This is a genomic window from Achromobacter sp. 1L-A-4-B-C2, from assembly GCF_057291955.1.
Genome location: NZ_JBXAWP010000002.1, coordinates 1,076,362 through 1,093,091, shown reverse-complemented (window position 1 = coordinate 1,093,091; position 16,730 = coordinate 1,076,362). Strand labels below are relative to the sequence as shown.

At 66.3% G+C, this 16,730-nt stretch carries 15 protein-coding genes; 4 read left to right on the top strand and 11 right to left on the bottom strand.

Annotation, left to right across the window (positions count from 1 at the left end):
* Positions 1 to 4: 4 nt before the first annotated feature.
* Positions 5 to 2,731, bottom strand: coding sequence for a penicillin-binding protein 1A (locus tag AC0Z35_RS12380; RefSeq protein WP_485132066.1), 2,727 nt, complete (start codon positions 2,729 to 2,731; stop codon positions 5 to 7).
* 226 nt (positions 2,732 to 2,957) lie between these two features.
* Positions 2,958 to 3,776, bottom strand: a complete 819-nt coding sequence (locus AC0Z35_RS12375) for an AraC family transcriptional regulator (protein ID WP_485132065.1) — start codon at positions 3,774 to 3,776, stop codon at positions 2,958 to 2,960.
* Positions 3,777 to 3,938: 162 nt separating this feature from the next.
* On the opposite strand from AC0Z35_RS12375, the gene AC0Z35_RS12370 reads away from it, so the two are divergent.
* On the top strand, positions 3,939 to 5,219 hold the full coding sequence (locus tag AC0Z35_RS12370; protein WP_485132064.1) for an MFS transporter: 1,281 nt from the start codon (positions 3,939 to 3,941) through the stop codon (positions 5,217 to 5,219).
* A 429-nt stretch (positions 5,220 to 5,648) separates the two neighbouring features.
* Positions 5,649 to 6,890, top strand: a complete 1,242-nt coding sequence (locus AC0Z35_RS12365; protein WP_485132063.1) for a GGDEF domain-containing protein — start codon at positions 5,649 to 5,651, stop codon at positions 6,888 to 6,890.
* Here the strand turns inward: AC0Z35_RS12365 and AC0Z35_RS12360 are convergent.
* Entirely contained in the window at positions 6,887 to 8,794 is a 1,908-nt protein-coding gene (locus AC0Z35_RS12360) for a S9 family peptidase (protein ID WP_370512740.1), read from the bottom strand. The genes AC0Z35_RS12365 and AC0Z35_RS12360 overlap by 4 nt on opposite strands.
* 137 nt (positions 8,795 to 8,931) lie before the next feature.
* Between AC0Z35_RS12360 and AC0Z35_RS12355 the strand changes: the two genes are divergently transcribed.
* Positions 8,932 to 9,387, top strand: coding sequence for a BPTD_2524 family lipoprotein (locus tag AC0Z35_RS12355; RefSeq protein WP_046804510.1), 456 nt, complete (start codon positions 8,932 to 8,934; stop codon positions 9,385 to 9,387).
* Between the two features lie 133 nt (positions 9,388 to 9,520).
* On the opposite strand, the gene AC0Z35_RS12350 is transcribed toward AC0Z35_RS12355, so the two are convergent.
* Positions 9,521 to 9,943, bottom strand: a complete 423-nt coding sequence (locus AC0Z35_RS12350) for a PaaI family thioesterase (protein WP_046804511.1) — start codon at positions 9,941 to 9,943, stop codon at positions 9,521 to 9,523.
* 101 nt (positions 9,944 to 10,044) lie between these two features.
* On the opposite strand from AC0Z35_RS12350, the gene dinB reads away from it, so the two are divergent.
* Positions 10,045 to 11,127 carry a DNA polymerase IV gene (gene dinB, locus AC0Z35_RS12345; protein WP_046804512.1) on the top strand — a complete coding sequence of 361 codons (1,083 nt, stop codon included), beginning with the start codon at positions 10,045 to 10,047 and terminating at the stop codon, positions 11,125 to 11,127.
* A 15-nt stretch (positions 11,128 to 11,142) separates the two neighbouring features.
* Here dinB and AC0Z35_RS12340 read toward each other — a convergent pair whose 3' ends face one another.
* The 7 genes from AC0Z35_RS12340 to AC0Z35_RS12310 form a co-directional block, all read right to left on the bottom strand.
* Positions 11,143 to 11,604, bottom strand: coding sequence for a GatB/YqeY domain-containing protein (locus tag AC0Z35_RS12340; RefSeq protein WP_319304396.1), 462 nt, complete (start codon positions 11,602 to 11,604; stop codon positions 11,143 to 11,145).
* 102 nt (positions 11,605 to 11,706) lie between these two features.
* On the bottom strand, positions 11,707 to 12,147 hold the full coding sequence (locus AC0Z35_RS12335) for a hypothetical protein (RefSeq protein ID WP_046804514.1): 441 nt from the start codon (positions 12,145 to 12,147) through the stop codon (positions 11,707 to 11,709).
* Positions 12,148 to 12,300: 153 nt separating this feature from the next.
* A complete protein-coding gene (locus AC0Z35_RS12330) occupies positions 12,301 to 13,527 on the bottom strand; it encodes a beta-ketoacyl-ACP synthase (protein WP_104145382.1) in 1,227 nt (408 codons plus the stop codon).
* Positions 13,527 to 14,258 (bottom strand): 3-oxoacyl-ACP reductase FabG, encoded by a 732-nt coding sequence (fabG, locus tag AC0Z35_RS12325; RefSeq protein ID WP_485132062.1) that lies wholly within the window; start codon positions 14,256 to 14,258, stop codon positions 13,527 to 13,529. Before fabG ends, AC0Z35_RS12330 begins: the two co-directional genes overlap by 1 nt.
* Entirely contained in the window at positions 14,255 to 14,716 is a 462-nt protein-coding gene (locus AC0Z35_RS12320; protein ID WP_485132061.1) for a hotdog family protein, read from the bottom strand. Before AC0Z35_RS12320 ends, fabG begins: the two co-directional genes overlap by 4 nt.
* Positions 14,713 to 16,068 carry a beta-ketoacyl-ACP synthase gene (locus tag AC0Z35_RS12315; RefSeq protein WP_485132060.1) on the bottom strand — a complete coding sequence of 452 codons (1,356 nt, stop codon included), beginning with the start codon at positions 16,066 to 16,068 and terminating at the stop codon, positions 14,713 to 14,715. The genes AC0Z35_RS12320 and AC0Z35_RS12315 overlap by 4 nt, the downstream gene beginning before the upstream one ends.
* Positions 16,065 to 16,727: a DUF3261 domain-containing protein gene (locus AC0Z35_RS12310; protein WP_485132059.1), complete on the bottom strand. Its 663-nt coding sequence runs from the start codon at positions 16,725 to 16,727 to the stop codon at positions 16,065 to 16,067. Before AC0Z35_RS12310 ends, AC0Z35_RS12315 begins: the two co-directional genes overlap by 4 nt.
* Positions 16,728 to 16,730: the final 3 nt, after the last annotated feature.

Sequence of the window (16,730 nt, the reverse complement as noted above, 5' to 3'; positions counted from 1 at the left end):
TCGGTTACAGCGGCCGGGCGATGACCGAGCTGGACGTAGTCACCGCGCTGGCGCGCGCAGCGGCATCTTCCGCGCTGCCGGCAGCAGGCAGGGTGGCCGCCGGTACGCCCGTAGCCCGTACGCCCGAAGCCGGTACGCCCGCCGCCGGTACGCCCGTAGCCGGTATGCCCGTAGCCGGTATGCCCGCCGCCGGTATGCCAGAAGTCGCGACGCCCGCCATGCCCCCCGGCGCAACATTCGCGGCGCTCGGTACCGGAATGGGCTGCAACGGCGGCTGCACGGCGCTGTTGTTCGAATTTTGCGGCAGCGCGGCGCCACCGGGGCTCGGCAGCGGCTTGACGGACGTGTCCACGCCATCCGTGCTGCGGTTGTTGTTCAGGAAATCGGTCAGCGCATCGCCCGACGACAAATCCAGCGACGCCACCGCCTGCCCGGGCGGGAATTCCGCGAAATAGTATTCGCCGTTTTCCACCAGCAGCCCGTCCGGACGCGGCGACTGCTTGGCTTCGGGCATGCCCTTCAAGACCGGCTGCATGTAGTCCAGCCACGTGGACAACGCCAGGCCGCTGCCGAATTCGTTGGTGCCCAGCGACTTGGGCTGGTCAAAGCCCATCCAGACGGTCGTGGCCAGATCGGGCGTGAAGCCCGAGAACCAGACGTCCACCGCGTCGTTGGTGGTGCCCGTCTTGCCGCCGACGTCGTTGCGCTTCAGCACCTGGTGCGCGCGCGCGGCCGTGCCGCTAGTCGTAACCCCGCGCAGGATGTCGTCCATGACCCAGGCGGTGCGCGGGTCGATGGCGCGCGCCGCTTCGTCGCCCGCCTTGACGGGCTGCGCCTGCATCAGCACTTTGCCCGAACGGTCGGTGACGTGGTCCACCAGGTACGGCGTCACGCGATAGCCGCCGTTGGCGAAGACGCCATAGCCATTGACCACTTGCAACGGCGTGGCGCCGCCTGCGCCCAGCGCCAGCGGCAGCACCGCCGGCCAGCGCGATTTGTCAAAGCCGAAACGGGTCAGGTAGTCCTGGGCGTACTGCGGCGAAATCGCTTGCAGGATGCGGATCGACACCATGTTCTTGGACCGGTACAAGCCCTGGCGCAACGTCAGCATGGGTTCGTACTTGTTGCCGTCGTTCTTGGGCTGCCAGTCCTTGGAGCCCGTTTGCGCGGCCGTCAGCATGAACGGCTGGTCGGAGATCTGCGTGGCGGGGGTAAAGCCGCGTTCCAGCGCCGCGGCGTAGACGAACGGCTTGATGTTGGAACCGGGCTGGCGCCAGGCCTGCGTCACGCGGTTGAAGTTGCCCCGGTTGTAGTCAAAGCCGCCGATCATGGCGCGGATCGCGCCATCTTGCGGCGCCATCGACACCAACGCCGCTTGCAGCGCCGGCATGTTGATGATTTCCCAGGTGTCGCTGTCCTTGCCTCCCGTTTTGTGGATGTACACGACCGAACCGCGACGGATGCGCTGGCTGTCGCTGGCCTTGGGGTTCAAGGCGCGCGCCACCACGGCCAGCGCCTTCTTGTCCGAAATGGTGATGATGTCGCGCGCGCTGCGGGCCACCTTCACTTCGGTAGGGCTGGCCGACAGGACGACCGCCGCCAGCAGGTCCTCGCTGTCCGGCGTCTTGTCTTGCACGCCGTCCAGAATCTCGTCCAGCGCCTGGGCATCGCTTTCGACGCCGTCAGGCAGGTCGATCTGATCTTCCGGGCCGGGATATACGGCGCGGCGCGTGTAGTCCATGACGCCATCGCGCACCGCGCGGTAAGCGGCTTCCTGGGCCTTGGAATCGATGGTGGTGTAGACGTCGATGCCCTTGGAATACGTTTCTTCCTGGAACACGCCGTACATCAACTGGCGTGCCAGTTCCGACGGGTAATCGCCATGCACGGCGAAGCCGCGCGCGCTGGTGCCGTCAGCGCCCCGGATCGTCAGGCGTTGCTTGAGCGCTTCGTCAGCCTGCTCGGGCGTCAGGTAGCCCAGCGCCTTCATGCGGCCCAGCACGTAGTGCTGGCGAATTTCGGCACGCGGGAAATTGGTGATGGGGTTGAAGCGCGACGGAGCCTTGGGGATGCCGGCCAGCATGGCGGCTTCCGCCGGGGTCACTTCCGACAGCGGCTTGCCAAAGTAAGCGCGCGACGCGGCCGCGAAGCCATAGGCGCGGTGCCCCAGGTAGATCTGGTTCATGTAGAGCTCAAGGATCTGGTCCTTGGTCAGCTCGTTTTCGATCTTGAACGTGAGCAGCAGCTCGTACAGCTTGCGCGAATACGTCTTTTCGGAAGACAGATAGAAATTGCGCGCCACCTGCATCGTGATCGTGCTGCCGCCTTGCGACTTCGAGCCCTTGACCACGTTGGTCAGTACCGCGCGCGCCACGCCCATCCAGTCGACACCGCCGTGGCTGTAGAATCGGTCGTCCTCGGCCGCCAGCACGGCCTGGCGCATCACCGGCGGGATTTCATCAAACCGCAGCACGTTGCGGTGTTCTTCGCCGTATTCGCCGATCAGCACCTTGTCGGCCGTGTAGATGCGCAGCGGCACGCGTGGCCGGTAGTCGGTCATGGCGTGCAGGTCGGGCAGGCTGGGCCAGGCCAGGGCCAATGCCAGCCCAAGCACGACGGCGCCGCACGCGCCGACGCCGGCCGCGACGATGCCCGTCTTGACCAGGATGCGTTTCCAGGGAAGGCCCGATTTGCCGCCCGGGTTGGCGGAGGATTGCTGGGGGGTGCTCATTGCAGGCGATTCTAGGACAGAACGCTATAGACCGGCCATGGCGTCATAAGGTTTCAGTAACCAAACTTGCCGAAGCCAAGTGGGGGGCGTGTGCCGCGATAGATATAGGGACGGGGTCTAGCATACGCGCGACGCGGCTTGCGTGCGCGAGCGACGGGAATTGCGCTGTGAAATGTATTGCGCGCCGTGACAAACAGCAAGGCCGGTTGCATGCGCCTGTTGTGATTCAGCTTTCGGTAAGGCGCCAGGAGCCCTGTTGATACCGCTGCGGCGGCGCGCCCAACGCGCGGTGGAACATGGCGCTGAACGCGCTGGTGCTGCGGTATCCCAGGTCGGCCGCGATGCGGGCAACGGGCACGCCTTCCGACAAGCGGCAGACCGCGTCGGCCAGGCGCACCTGCTGCACCCATTGCCGGTAATTCAGGCCCAGTTCCGCCTGGAACAGCCGGATCAGCGTGCGCGCGCTGGCGCCGACCTCGTTGCCCCAGGCTTCCATGCCGCGTTGCAGGCCCGGCTGGTCCAGGATGGCCGCGCAGATGGTCTGCAAGCGGCGGTCTCGCGGCCAGGGGATTTGTATGGGCAGCACGCGCGCGGCCGCTAGTTCAGACAGGATCAACGCGGCGATCTGCTCGGCCCGGCCCCCCAGCGGGTAGTCGATGGGCTCGGCCGTCAGTGCCAGGATCAGTTCGCGCAGCAGGCCGCTCACTTCCACCACCTGGGGTTGCGGCCAGTAGCCGGCGGCGGCATCGGCCTGGATGTAAAGCGAGCGCATCGACACGGCGCCCACCATGTCCACCCCATGAGGCACGCCGGCCGGCACCCACAAGGCGCGCATCGGCGGCAGCGCCCAGAAGCCGCTGGGTGTGGTGACGCGCATCACGCCTTCGGCCGCGTAGATCAGCTGCGCGCGGGGATGCGAGTGCGCGCCCGTTTGCGCCCCCGCGCGAAATTCCTTGGCCAGCGCGGTGACGACGCGCGGGCGGTCCTGGTAGTCCTGCGCGTTGATGCTGCGGGCGGGGTCGGGCGGGGCAAGACGGGTGGCCATGATGTCACTTCCAACCAAAGGATGAGGCCGCGACGGCGGGCAGGATGCCGCTATTTTGTCACTTGCCCGATGAAAATTGGCAGATCTTCGCAGCGGCCGGTTTCTACACTGATGGCTGGCTTTGGCTGTCAGCCAAACACAACCCCATCGCAAAAGCCGCCCATGACCCCCGCCCAAAATCCCGTTGCCGGCATGTCGGACGCCATGGCGCCCGCGCCCGCTGCGCAGGCGACCGCCGCCCCGTCCGCCGCCACGTCCACTGCCACGTCCACCCCCCCATCCACCGCCTATAAAGTGCTGGGCGCGATCAGCGTGGCGCATTTGATGAACGACATGATCCAGTCGATCCTGTTGGCCATCTACCCCATGTTGAAGGATTCGTTCAGCCTGTCCTTCGCACAGATCGGGCTGATCACCTTGGTCTATCAGTTGGCGGCCTCGCTGCTGCAACCCTTCATCGGCCTGTACACCGACCGCCATCCCAAGCCCTATTCGCTGCCCGTGGGAATGAGCTTCACGCTGGCTGGGCTATTGCTGCTGTCGGTGGCGCCGTCGTTCGGTTGGCTGCTGGTGGCCGCCGTGCTTGTCGGCACGGGGTCGTCGGTGTTCCACCCGGAATCGTCGCGGGTGGCGCGCATGGCCTCGGGCGGCCGGCACGGCTTGGCGCAGTCGCTGTTCCAGGTGGGGGGCAATGTGGGGTCGGCGCTGGGGCCGCTGCTGGCGGCGCTGTTCATCATTCCGCACGGCCAGCGCAGCGTGGCCTGGTTTGCCTTCGCGGCGCTATTCGGCATCGTGGTGCTGACCGGTATCGGCCGTTGGTACAGCGCCAACCGCGTCATGTTGAAGCCGCGCGCGCGCACGGCGGGCACCGGCAACGGCCTGTCGCGCAATCGGGTGATCGGTGCGCTGGCGGTGCTGGGCGTGCTGATATTTTCCAAGTACTTCTATCTGGCCAGCCTGAACAGCTATTTCACTTTCTACCTGATCGACAAGTTCGGTTTGTCGGTGCGCGAGGCGCAGCTGTACCTGTTCCTGTTCCTGGCCGCAGTCGCGGTGGGCACGGTGGTGGGCGGGCCGGTGGGCGACCGCATCGGCCGCAAGATCGTCATCTGGGTGTCGATCCTGGGCGTAGCGCCCTTCACCTTGCTGCTGCCCCACGCCAATCTGTTCTGGACGGCGGCGCTGGTGGTGGTGATCGGCATGGTGCTGGCGTCGGCGTTTTCGGCCATCGTCGTCTACGCGCAGGAATTGGTGCCGGGCAAGGTGGGCATGATTGCCGGGCTGTTCTTCGGCTTTGCCTTCGGCATGGGCGGGGTGGGGGCGGCCGCGCTGGGCAAGCTGGCCGACGCCACCAGCATCGGCTATGTGTACCAGGTGTGCGCGTATCTGCCGCTGTTGGGCGTGGTGGCAATCTTGCTGCCTAACGTGGAAAAGCCGCGCTGATGCAGTCCCGCGTTGATTCCCTACGCCAAACCAGCACGGCTCTTCGGACGACGGGGTAGTGCTTTTGGCCGACTGGCGGGGGCGAACCACAATAATTAATCTAGGGTTTGCCCTTCGTTCCTTTCGATTGTCAGTTACCTGAAAGGTTTAACTGTCAAATACTGCAAACGGGTGAACCGGGCGCTCCTGGCTTGGCGTATTCTTCTGGACATGCCGCGCTATCGTCTTGGCGCGGGAGGTAAAGGTTCAGGACAACGTCGCGCCCTCGCTTCGGCGGATCGCCGTCACGCGGGGCGGCGGCTTTTCGTCCTTCTGGTAACAAAAAGCATCAAGCATGCTGACGTGTAACGCGTATCCATCCATGAACCCAGTGCAACGGCAGGTCTGAACCGACGGCATTTGTTCCCAAGGCGCGGCCGGCAAAAAACCATGACGACTTCTTTGTTCTTCCTGATGTGGGCGCTGGCCACGGCCTTGGCGCTACCGCTGTTGCTGCCGTTCCAGTCGCGCGGGGTCAAGGGCGTGCGTGCGTTCATCGCCGCCAACACGCTGGCCGTGCTGGCGCTGCTGGCCTTCGCCGCCGCCAAGCTTGTGCCGCCGGGCGCCTACATCATGGCGTCGAACGCGGCTTGGGTATGCGCAATCAGCCTGGTGTACGTGGGCGTGCGCCAGTTCTTCGGGCTGCGGCCGCATATCGCGCGCACCTCCGGCGTCACGGCGGCGGGTGTGCTGGCCTTTGCGCTGCTGCTGTATGGCGCGGACCACCTGCCAGAACGCATGCTGCTCAATTCCGGCTTTACCTGCATCAGCGCGCTGCTGACCGGGCGGGTCATCTACCAGCAGCGCGCAAAAATCCGCACCCCCGGCGTGACGCTGTATCTGATGCTGGCCATATTCGGGCTGGCGGCGCTGCACGCAACGCGGGTCGTGGTCTATGGGTTCGGTTTCGTGAAGCCCGTGTCCTTGCTTGAACCGTCATCCTGGGGGCTGTTCTTCATTGTGTGCGGTTCGGTGACGGTGCCGGCGCTGTTCCTGGCGTTGCTGCTGCTGGTGCAGACGTGGCTATCCGAGCAGATGCAGGCGGCCCTGACGTTCGACAGCCTGACGCACGCCTATTCCCGCCGCAGCATCCTGGATGAACTGGAACGCGAGTTGCAGCGCTGTAGCCGCTCGGGCGGTCCGCTGGCCGTGCTGGTGCTGGACATCGACCATTTCAAATCCATCAACGACCGCTACGGCCATGCGGCGGGCGACACCGCGCTCCGCCATTTCGCCAAGGTCGCGCAGCACGCCGTGCGCGGCGCCGACCGCTTCGGCCGCCTGGGCGGCGAGGAGTTCGTGCTGTTGATGGTGGACTGCGACCCGGCGCGGGCGCTGGTGCACGCGCAGCGCGTCTGTGATGCACTGCGCGATACGCCGCTTTACCTGCAAGGGGTGGAAGTGCCCATGACCGCCAGCGGTGGTCTGGCCACGTACCAGCCCGGCGATAGCGCCGATGTGATCCTGGCGCGCGCCGACGTGGCGCTATACCGCGCCAAGGAGCAAGGGCGCGACCGGGTGGAAATGGCGTTTGGCGCGCGCGGCGCGGGCCGCGTGCACGTGGCCGGGCTGGCCGGCATGGCGCCAGCGGCGAACGCGCCGCTGGTGACTCATGAAGGCGCGGGGAACTAAGGCTTGAGGTGTTCCGTCAGGAACTTTTCCATCGCTTCGTAGAACTCGAACTTGTTCTCGTCGTTGTGGAAACCGTGGCCTTCGTTGTCCTTGACCATGTATTCCACTTCAACCCCGCGCGCCTTCAACGCCGCCACCATCTGGTCGCTTTCGTCTTTGGCCACGCGCGGGTCCTTGGCGCCTTGTGCAACGAACAGCGGCGTCTTGATCTTGTCCGCGTGCAGCGCGGGCGAGGTCGCGGCCAGCCGGTCCTTATCGCGTTCGGGGTGGCCGACCATGTCCTGCATCTTGTCCAACATGGGCTTCCAGTACGGCGGAATGGACTTCATGAACGTGAACAGATTGGACACGCCCACGTAGTCCACGGCTGCCGCGTACAGGTCCGGCGTGAACGTCACGCCGGCCAGCGTGGCGTAGCCGCCGTAGCTGGCGCCATAGATGCCGATGCGCTTGGGGTCGGCGATGCCTTGCTTGACCAGCCACTGAACGCCATCGGTGATGTCGTCCTGCATTTTCAGGCCCCATTGCCCGAAGCCGGCTTCCCAGAACGCGCGGCCATAACCCGTCGAACCCCGGAAGTTCATTTGCAGCACGCAGAAACCGCGGTTGGCCAGGAATTGCGTTTCGGGGTTGTAGCCCCAGCCGTCGCGTGCCCACGGCCCGCCGTGCGGGTTGACGATGCAAGGCAGGTTCTTGGGATCGCGGCCGGCGGGCAGCGTCAGGTAGCCGTGGATGGTCAGGCCGTCGCGGCTTTGGTAGCTGATGGGCCGCACTTGCGACATGTCGGCTTCCGGAATGGCCGGGTTGATGTCGGCCAGCTTGGTCAGCGTGTCGGTGTTGGCGTCGTACAAGTAGCGCGAGCCCGGCGTGCGGTCGTTGTAGGCCGCCACGATGAACACGGTTTCGTCGCGGTTGGACCCTTGCAGGGCGATGTCATAGCCCTTGAGCTTGTCGGACAGTTTCTTGAACAGCGCTTCGGACTGCGCGTCGAAGAACTTGTATTGCGGCTTGTCGGTCTGGTAGGCGGCCAGCGTCAGCACGCGGCGCTTGCGTGAGTAGCCCGCGCCGTCCAGGTCGACGGTGTCGGGCGTGAAGATTTCTTCTTCGACATCCGGTTGTGCCGGGTCGATGACCACCAGCGACAGCTTGTCGCGGCCACGGTTGCTCAGGGCGTAGATCTTCTTGTCGTCGAACGTGAAGAACGACGGGCTGACGTTGGTGCGGTAATCGGTGGTGATCAGCGGGCGGAAGTCGGACGCTTCGTTGTCGCGGTAGAGCAGGGTGGTGTTCAGGCCGTCGCTGGTGACGGCGGCGCGCACCTTGCCCGCATGGTCGGTCTGCCAGCCCACGATGTTGCCCGGGTTCTGCGCTACCAGCACGGCGGCGCCAGTGTGGACGTTGACGCGGTACACGTCAAAGACCTCGGGGTTGCGTTGGTTGTGGCTGATCAGGACGTGGTCGGGGTCGTCTTCAAGATCGTCTTCGATGCTGGCGCGCGCGCCTTCATAGGGCGTCAGGTCGGTGATCTTGCCCGTCTTGGCGTTCACGGCCAGTACGTGGAAGTTCTCGTCGCCGCCAAAGTCCTTCTGATAGAGCACCACGTCGGCGCCCTTCCAGAAGTAGTTGGAGATATCGCGCGCGGTTTCGCTGGTCAGTTGGCGGGGTTCGCCCACCAGCTGGCTGCCTTGCAGCGGCTGCACGTAAATGTTCATGCGGGCCGGGTTGCCGTCCACGCTGGTGGGCTGCATGAAGGCCAGGGTGCGGCCGTCGTCGGCCAGGCGGAAGAAGCCGCGTTCCGGGTTGCGGAAAAAGTCCTTCAGGGGATAGGCGCGGGGCGGGGGCTGGGTGGCGCAGGCGCCCAGCGTGGTGCCGACGATACTGGCGGCCAGAATGGTGCGCGTCATGAAGGAAAACAAGGCAGGACCTCCGCGATTTCAATGCGGTCGATAATGCCATAGTCGCGCGGGCGGTGTCGAACCGACCCCACTTATGCCGCCGTGCCGTTTGCGGGATAATCGCGGCAATTCATCTGGAGAATTACATGTACAGGAATCTGGTCGCGGCATCGGCGCTGGCGCTGGGCCTGGCGGGTTGCTCGCTGGGCATCTCGCAGGACAGCGCATCCCCGCACAGCGAATTCAAGGCGCCGGTCGCGTTCAAGGACGCCTACGCCACCGTGATCCGGCAGTCGAACAACTGCCTGCGCAGCACCGACAACGCCTATCGCGTGGTGTCCGACCTGAACGAGGCGGCGCAGTCGGGCGTGGTGCGCGTGCTGGCCCCGTATACCGACAACGAAATGTCACGCGTGGACCTCAAGGCCAATGGCCCGGCAAGCACCGACGTGAAGATCGTGATGTGGGGCAAGGGCACCTGGGACGCCGCCGCGATGCGTGCCATGCAGGACGCCATCTACTACAGCATCACGTCGTGCAGCACCTACATGCCGCTGGACCCGCGCCCGCCCGTCAAGCCGTCGCGCGACCTGCCCAACTGAGCGCCGTCGCGCGACCTGCCCGACTCAGCGCGCGCGACCTGTGCAACTAAGCGCCGCGCGCGACCTATGCAACTTGCGCCGCGCGCGACCTGTGCAACTTGCGGCGCGCGTCACATCCCAAGGGCGGCGCCGTTCAATCGCCGCCCGGGCGGCGGCGAATGATCTTGAAGGTTGCCGTGGCGCGCGCCACCAGTTCGCCGTCGGCGCGTCGGATGTCGCCTTCACAGAAGGCGATGGACGCGCCCCGGCGCAGGCAGCGCGCTTCAATGACCAGGTCGCCCGTGCCGGGAGACAGGAACGTGGTGTTCATGTCGATGGTGGCCATGCCTTCGGTGGCGTCGGCGGACCCGCGTGCCGCCGCGCTAAGGGTAAAGTCCAGCACGCTCATCAGCGTGCCGCCGTGCACGTCGCCCCGGCTGTTGGTCAGGTCCTGGCGCCACGGCAGGGTGGTGCGGGCGAATCCCGGTGCAACGCTCTCGGGCACCAGCCCGATGAAGTGCATGAAGGGTATCGTCAGGCCGAAATAGTCAGTGGATGCAGAGGCAGAGGCGGTCATGAGCGTAGGCAAGATGGGTAAGCGGATAGAGCCGGTCATAATATATTTTTTTGCAGTGCCCGCCAGCGTGCAACGGCGACGGGCGCATCGTCTTCACTGGAATGTCTGAACTCTTGCGCAAGATCGTGCATGTGGACATGGACGCGTTCTACGCGTCCGTGGAGCAGCGCGACAATCCCGACCTGCGCGGCAAGCCCGTGGTGGTGGCCTGGACCGGGCCGCGCTCGGTCGTCTGCGCGGCGTCCTACGAGGCGCGGCGCTTCGGCGTTCATTCGGCCATGTCCGCCATCCGCGCCGAACGCCTGTGCCCGCAAGCCATCTACGTGCCGCCGGACTTCAACCGCTATCGCGAGGTGTCGCGCCAGATCCGGCAGATATTCGGCCGCCATACCGACTTGATCGAACCGCTGTCGCTGGACGAAGCCTACCTGGACGTGACGCATAACAAAGGTGGGCTGCCCTCGGCGACTGAAGTGGCTCAGGTCATCCGCCATCAAATCCGCGAAGAAACCGGCCTGACCGCGTCGGCCGGCATCGCGCCCAACAAATTCCTGGCCAAGATTGCCTCTGACTGGAACAAGCCCGACGGGCAGTTCGTCATCCGGCCCACGAAGGTGTTGGAATTTCTGCAACCGCTGCCGGTGCGCAAAGTGCCGGGAGTGGGCAAGGTGACGCAGGCGCGGCTGGAGCAGTTGGGCATCCACACGGTGGGCGACCTGGCCACGCACAGCCTGGAAGAACTGGCCCACTATTTCGGGCGCTACGGGCGCCGCCTGTACGAGCTGGCGCGCGGTATCGACGATCGCGAAGTGCAAACCGACCAGCCCTTGCAGCAGGTGTCGGCCGAGACCACGTTTTCGGAAGATATCCGGCTGGACGCGTTGGGCGATGCCATCGACCGCATGGCGGGCAAGGTGTGGGACCAGGCGTTAAAGAAAGGCGCGCTGGGGCGCACGGTGGTCCTGAAGTTGAAGACCGACCGGTTTCGCATCCTGACGCGCAGCCAGACCAGCTTGAATCCGCCGGGGTCGGCGGCCGAACTGGCGGCGTTGGCCAGGCTGTTGTGCGAACGGGTGGAACTGCCGCCGGAAACGTTGTACCGGCTGGCAGGCGTCGGGATGAGCAATTTTGCCGATCCCGCCGAGCAGTCGCGCCAGCCCGATTTGTTCGGCGGCACGTTTTAACTGCCCGGCGCCGGGTCAGGCCAGCCGGGCCTTGACCTGTTGCGACAACGCCGTCATGTCGGCGCGGCCGGCCAGCGCCTGCTTGAGCAGCGCCATGACCTTGCCCATGGCGGGCGCGCCCGTCACGCCTTGCGCGGCCACTTCGGCCAGCGCGGCGTCGATGGCGGCGGCCACTTCTTCAGGGCTTGCGGCCTGCGGCAAGAACTCTTGCAGCACCAGCAATTCGGCCTTTTCCTGTTCGGCGGTTTCCGTGCGCCCGGCTTGTTCGAAGGCGGCGATGGATTCGCGCCGTTGCTTGACCTGCTTTTCGATGATGGCGGTAACTTCGGCGTCGTTCAGGTCGCGGCGTTCGTCCACTTCCTTTTGCTTGACGGCGGCCAGCAGGAAACGCAGGGTCGTCAGGCGTTCGGAAGCCTTGGCGCGCATGGCGTCCTTGACGGCATCGGACAGGCGGGTCTTGAGCGTAGCAGTGCTCATATGTGAACCTTTTGGGTGGTGTTGCGGCAATTCGCAAGTGTAAATCGGGCGGACCCGGATCGGGCCAGCATCTAGCCGGCGTCGGGCCGGCTTCGGCCCGGCTTACTTCACGCGGGCCAGATCCCCGCGCAGCGCCACGCCGGCCACCACGGCGCCCGCGTGGCACTCGTAGTCGGTCTTGCTGCTGGTTTCGTTTTTGCGATAGTAGCTGACGATGTTCGTCACGGCATTCGCGCCGGCCTTCTTGGCGGCTTCATGCAGCGAGATCACCGCCGATTGCGCCGCCCACAGGCACGCTTCCGGGTCTTTCTTGGCAAACGCGTTGGTCTTGCGGTTGGTGACCACGTTGGCTTCCAGCACCTGGCCCTTCGGACCCGTGCCCGCCAGGTAGAACTTGACGCTGCCGTCGATCTTGCCGGCGGCCAGGGCGGCGTCGATGGCCGGTTGCAGGGGCAGGAAGACGGTGCGGTCGGCGGCCAGTACCTGGGTCGAGCAGGCCAGCGACAGGGACAGAGCGCCAAAGAGCTTGTGGGTGATCTTCATGAAGTGCGTTTTCCGAGAATGAAAGTTGGGAAGAAGGCAGAAAGAAGGCGAAAAGAAGGTGAAAAGAAGGTGAAAAGTCGGTGAAAAAAGGCGAATGGACGGAACAGGTCAATGCCGACCCGGCAAGCCCGGCCAGGCAACGCCCGACGCGGCTCAGGACCAGCGCCGGAAAATCAGTGAGGTGTTGATGCCGCCGAACGCGAAGTTATTGTTCATGACGTATTCGTTGCTCATGCGGCGGCCTTCGCCTTGCAGATAGTCCAGGTCGCCGCAACGCGGATCGATGTTGCGTAGATTCAGCGTGGGCGCGTACCAGTCGCGGTTCAACATCTCGATGCTGAACCACGACTCCAGCACGCCGCAGGCGCCCAGCGTGTGGCCCAGATAGCTTTTCTGCGTGCTGATCGGCATGCGCGCGCCAAACAGCGCGTGCGTGGCCTGCGTTTCAGCGATATCGCCTTGTTCGGTCGCGGTGCCGTGGCCGTTCACGTAGCCGATGGCTTCCGGCGGCAGGCCGGCGTCCGCCAGCGCCATCTGCATGGCGACGCGCATCGTGGCCGCCTCGGGCCGCGTGATGTGCGTGCCGTCCGAGTTGCTGCCGAATCCCACCACTTCCGCATGGATGTGCGCCCCGCGCGCCAGTGCATGGTCCAGCGATTCCAGCACCAGCATGCCGCTGCCTTCGCCGATGACCAGGCCGTCGCGGTCGCGGTCGTAAGGGCGCGGCGTCAGTTCCGGCGTGTCGTTCTGCTGGCTGGTGGCATACAGCGCGTCAAACACCAGCGCTTCGCTGGCGCACAGTTCTTCCGCGCCGCCGGCCAGCATCATGTCCTGGCGGCCATAGCGGATGGCCTCGTAGGCGTAGCCGATGCCCTGGCTGCCCGAGGTGCAGGCGCTGGAGGTCGGAATGATGCGGCCCTTCAGCTCGAAGAAGATGCCCACGTTGGCCGCCGTGGTGTGCGGCATCATGCGCACATAGGAATTGGCGTTCAGGTCGTCGGTGACGCCGTTCAGCAGCATGTTGCCGAACGCGCGGATCTCGGCGGTGCTGCCCACCGACGACCCGCACGCCACGCCCATGCGGCCATCGGTGATGCTGGGCTCGCCCAGCAACGACGCATCGGCCAGCGCCAGCTCGGCGGCGCGCACGGCCAGTTGCGACACGCGGCCCATGCTGCGCAATTGCTTGCGCGTCCAGTGCGAGGGCACCTTGAAGTCTTCCACGGGCCCGGCCAGCCGCGTGTTCAGTTCGGCAAAGCGCGCCCAATCCGGCATGGCGCGGATGGCGCTGCGGCCCGATTCGAATGCTTGTTGCACGCTGGCCCAGTCCGAACCCAGCGCGCTGATGCCGGCCATGCCGGTGACCACAACCCGTTTCATCAGCACAACCCTCCGTTGACCGCGATGACCTGGCGCGTGATGTAGGCGGCGCCCGGCGACATCAGGAAGGCCACCGTGGCGGCCACCTCTTCGGGCTTGCCCATGCGCTGGGCCGGCACCGCTTTCAGAATTTCTTCCACGGGCACGTGCTCGTCGATCATGTCGGTATCGATCAGGCCCGGCGCCACGCAGTTCACGGTGATCTGGCGCTTGGCCAGTTCAACGGCCAGCGCTTTGGCCGCCCCGATCAGCCCCGCCTTGGACGCGCTGTAGTTGACCTGGCCACGGTTGCCCACCAGCCCGGACACCGACGCCATGCAGACCACGCGGCCCGGCGCGCGGCGCCGGATCATGGGCATGGCCAGCGGGCTCAGCACGTTGTAGAAGCCGTCCAGGTTGGTGCGCATCACCTGGTCCCAGTCGTCGGCCGTCAAGGCCGGGAAGGCGCCGTCGCGCGTCAGCCCGGCGTTGAGCACCACGCCGTAATACGCGCCGTGCGCTTCTACCTCCGCTTGCAGCACGGCCGCGCACTGTGCACGGTCGGACACGTCGAATTGCAGCACGCGCGCCTGGCGGCCGCGCGCGATGACCTCTGCCTGCACGGCCTCGGCCTGTTCGCGTTGCTGGCGGCAGTGCAGGACAAGATCGTGGCCGGCGTCGGCCAGTGCCAAGGCAATGGCGCGGCCGATGCCACGGCTTGATCCGGTTACAAGAATGGGGGCTGCGTTCATGTCAGGGAAGCTTCCTGGGTAAATTCGTCGGGGTCCTTGGGCTGATAGACGTTCAGCCGGGCGTGGGCCAGCAGGTGGGATTCGTCGCGCAGCTCGCATTCGAAAACGCTCATGCCGCTGGCATCGATCAAGCCGCGTTGGACATGGATGGTCAGGGCCGCGCCGGCGGGCAGGGTGTCCGCGTGGCAGTCATAGCGCCTGGTGCCAAGCAGGAATCCCAGCTTGACCGGGGCGTCGGCTTCGCGCGCCTGGCAACCGGCCCAGGCGCCCACCGCTTGCGCCATCAGCTCCATGCCTAGCCAGGGCGGCAACGAGCCGTCCGGCAGCGAGTACGGGCCGGGTTTGATGACGGCGCGGGCGGTGAGACTGTCGGCGTCATAGCCTTGCACCGCGTCGATCAGGATCATGTTGCCGGCATGCGGCAATAGGGCGGCAACGGGCCACGGGCAGGCTTTCATGGGCGGGCTCCCAGGATCAGGCTGGCGTTGTTGCCGCCGAACGCAAAGGAATTGCTCATTGCGATACGGGGGCGGCCCGACGCATAGCGATGCTGGCCGTTGCTGAAATTCAGCGCGGGCAGCGCCGGGTCGGCCTGGCCATCCCAGGTGTGGGGCATGAGCCGGCCGTCGGGATTCATGGCGGACAGCGTGATCCAGGCCAGCGCGGCTTCCATGGCGCCGGCCGCGCCCAGCGTGTGGCCGGTCAACGCCTTGGTGGACGCGCAGGGCACGCCTTCGGGGAACACGGCATGCATGGCGTGGCTTTCCATCGCGTCGTTGTGCGGGGTGCCGGTGCCGTGCAGGTTGACCCAGCCGATGTCGGCAGGCGCCAGCCGCGCGGCCTGCAAGGCGGCCAGCATGGCCTGGCGCGCGCCCGCGCCCGACGGCTCGGGCGCCGACATATGCCAGGCGTCCGAGCTGGCACCGCCGCCCAGCAGCGCCACGGCGTTGGCGTCATCGGCGTCGCGCTGCATCACGAACAGCACGCCGGCTTCGCCGATATTGATGCCACGGCGGTTGACCGAGAACGGCTGGCAAAGCGCGTCGTCCACCGCTTCCAGCGTGGCGAAGCCATTGATCGTCAGGCGGCAAAGCGTGTCCGCGCCGCCGCACACCACCGCGTCGCAAAGGCCCAGGCTCAGCAGTCGGCGCGCGGACAGCAGCGCGCGGGCGCTGGAAGTGCAGGCGGTCGACAGCGTGTAAGCCGGCCCGGTCAGGCCCAGATGCGCCGCCAGGAACGCAGCGGGCGAGGAAAGGGCCTGACGGCGATAGTCGTAGTCGGCGGGCCAGGCGCCTTGCGCCGCCAAGGTGCGGAAGGCGGGCGCGTTGTCGTTGACGCCTGACGTGCTGGTGCCCAGCACCACCGCGATGCGGCCGGGTCCGTGGCGGGCGATGGCGCGCCGCAATTGCGGGGCGATCTGTTCGGCGCAGGCCAGCAGCAAGCGGTTGTTGCGGCTGTGCAGATGGTCGGGCAAGGGGGGGGCCGCGGCCATGGCCAGGATGTCGCCGGGCGGGGCGTCTGAGGAGCCAGCGTTGGCCTTGGCAAGCATGTCGCGCGGGGCGGCGGCCGAGGTGCCAGGTGGGATGTCGCCAGCTGTGTTGGCGGCGGTGGGGGCTCGAGTGTCGGCGGCGGTGCCAGGAAACGCCGGCAAGGGGCCGACATAAGCGCCCAGCGTCAGGCTGCGGTCGTGGACCCAGCCGGCCTGTGCGCGCATGCCGCGCGTGTCGCCATCGAAGGCGGCTTGGGCGACGGCGTTCACGCCTGCGCCCAACGCGCAGACGATGCCGGGGGTGCCTAGCCAAGTGTTCACGGCAGTTCCTTGAGCGGCGCGACGCGCCAGGTGACGCCATCGGCGCCGGTAATCGAAAAAACGTCGGGCTGCGAGGGCTGCGCCCAACGCACCGTCCAGCGCACCTCGCCGCGATCCAGCAGGCTGCGTACCGCCGTGCCGTCGTCTTGCCGCCGCGCGCGCCATGTGCCCGCGCCATAAGCGGCGTCCAGCTGGGCCTGCGGCGTCCACGCGAATATCAGTGCGGCAAACAGATCGCGCGCCTGGGCGTTGGGCCGCATGAATCCGTCGTTGCGCCAGTGGCCGCCCTCCAGCATCTGCCGCGCTTGCGGCACGCCCATCGGGTCGAACAGCGACCAGCGCAGCGCCGCTCCTTCGCGCTGCACCACCAGCATCGTGTCCACGCTGGGCTGGTCGGCGGCCACCTGCACGACGTGCAGCTGGCGCGGCACGGCAAAGCCGGCGTCGCGGGCGGGCAAGGGTGGCGCGCCGGCGCAGCCGGCCAGCCCGATCAGCACGGCCAGCAACGCCGCCGTGGCCCGCGCGCGCCGGGCCGACTTGCGCACGGGCAAGGGCAAGCGCTGCACCACGCCAAGGCGGGGTACGGGCAGGGGCAGGCGTGCAAAAACGCCATGTGTGTGCACGGATACGGGCGGGCGTGGCGAAGCGGCTTGCATCATCGG

Coding starts and splice junctions, on each gene's coding strand:
- AC0Z35_RS12320 (WP_485132061.1), bottom strand. CDS start 14,716: ATGAAAGCCTGCCCGTGGCCCGTTGCCGCCCTATTGCCGCATGCCGGC.
- AC0Z35_RS12335 (WP_046804514.1), bottom strand. CDS start 12,147: ATGAAGATCACCCACAAGCTCTTTGGCGCTCTGTCCCTGTCGCTGGCC.
- AC0Z35_RS12340 (WP_319304396.1), bottom strand. CDS start 11,604: ATGAGCACTGCTACGCTCAAGACCCGCCTGTCCGATGCCGTCAAGGAC.
- AC0Z35_RS12355 (WP_046804510.1), top strand. CDS start 8,932: ATGTACAGGAATCTGGTCGCGGCATCGGCGCTGGCGCTGGGCCTGGCG.
- AC0Z35_RS12375 (WP_485132065.1), bottom strand. CDS start 3,776: ATGGCCACCCGTCTTGCCCCGCCCGACCCCGCCCGCAGCATCAACGCG.
- AC0Z35_RS12365 (WP_485132063.1), top strand. CDS start 5,649: ATGACGACTTCTTTGTTCTTCCTGATGTGGGCGCTGGCCACGGCCTTG.
- fabG (WP_485132062.1), bottom strand. CDS start 14,258: ATGAACGCAGCCCCCATTCTTGTAACCGGATCAAGCCGTGGCATCGGC.
- AC0Z35_RS12310 (WP_485132059.1), bottom strand. CDS start 16,727: ATGATGCAAGCCGCTTCGCCACGCCCGCCCGTATCCGTGCACACACAT.
- AC0Z35_RS12360 (WP_370512740.1), bottom strand. CDS start 8,794: ATGACGCGCACCATTCTGGCCGCCAGTATCGTCGGCACCACGCTGGGC.
- AC0Z35_RS12330 (WP_104145382.1), bottom strand. CDS start 13,527: ATGAAACGGGTTGTGGTCACCGGCATGGCCGGCATCAGCGCGCTGGGT.
- dinB (WP_046804512.1), top strand. CDS start 10,045: ATGTCTGAACTCTTGCGCAAGATCGTGCATGTGGACATGGACGCGTTC.
- AC0Z35_RS12350 (WP_046804511.1), bottom strand. CDS start 9,943: ATGACCGCCTCTGCCTCTGCATCCACTGACTATTTCGGCCTGACGATA.
- AC0Z35_RS12380 (WP_485132066.1), bottom strand. CDS start 2,731: ATGAGCACCCCCCAGCAATCCTCCGCCAACCCGGGCGGCAAATCGGGC.
- AC0Z35_RS12370 (WP_485132064.1), top strand. CDS start 3,939: ATGACCCCCGCCCAAAATCCCGTTGCCGGCATGTCGGACGCCATGGCG.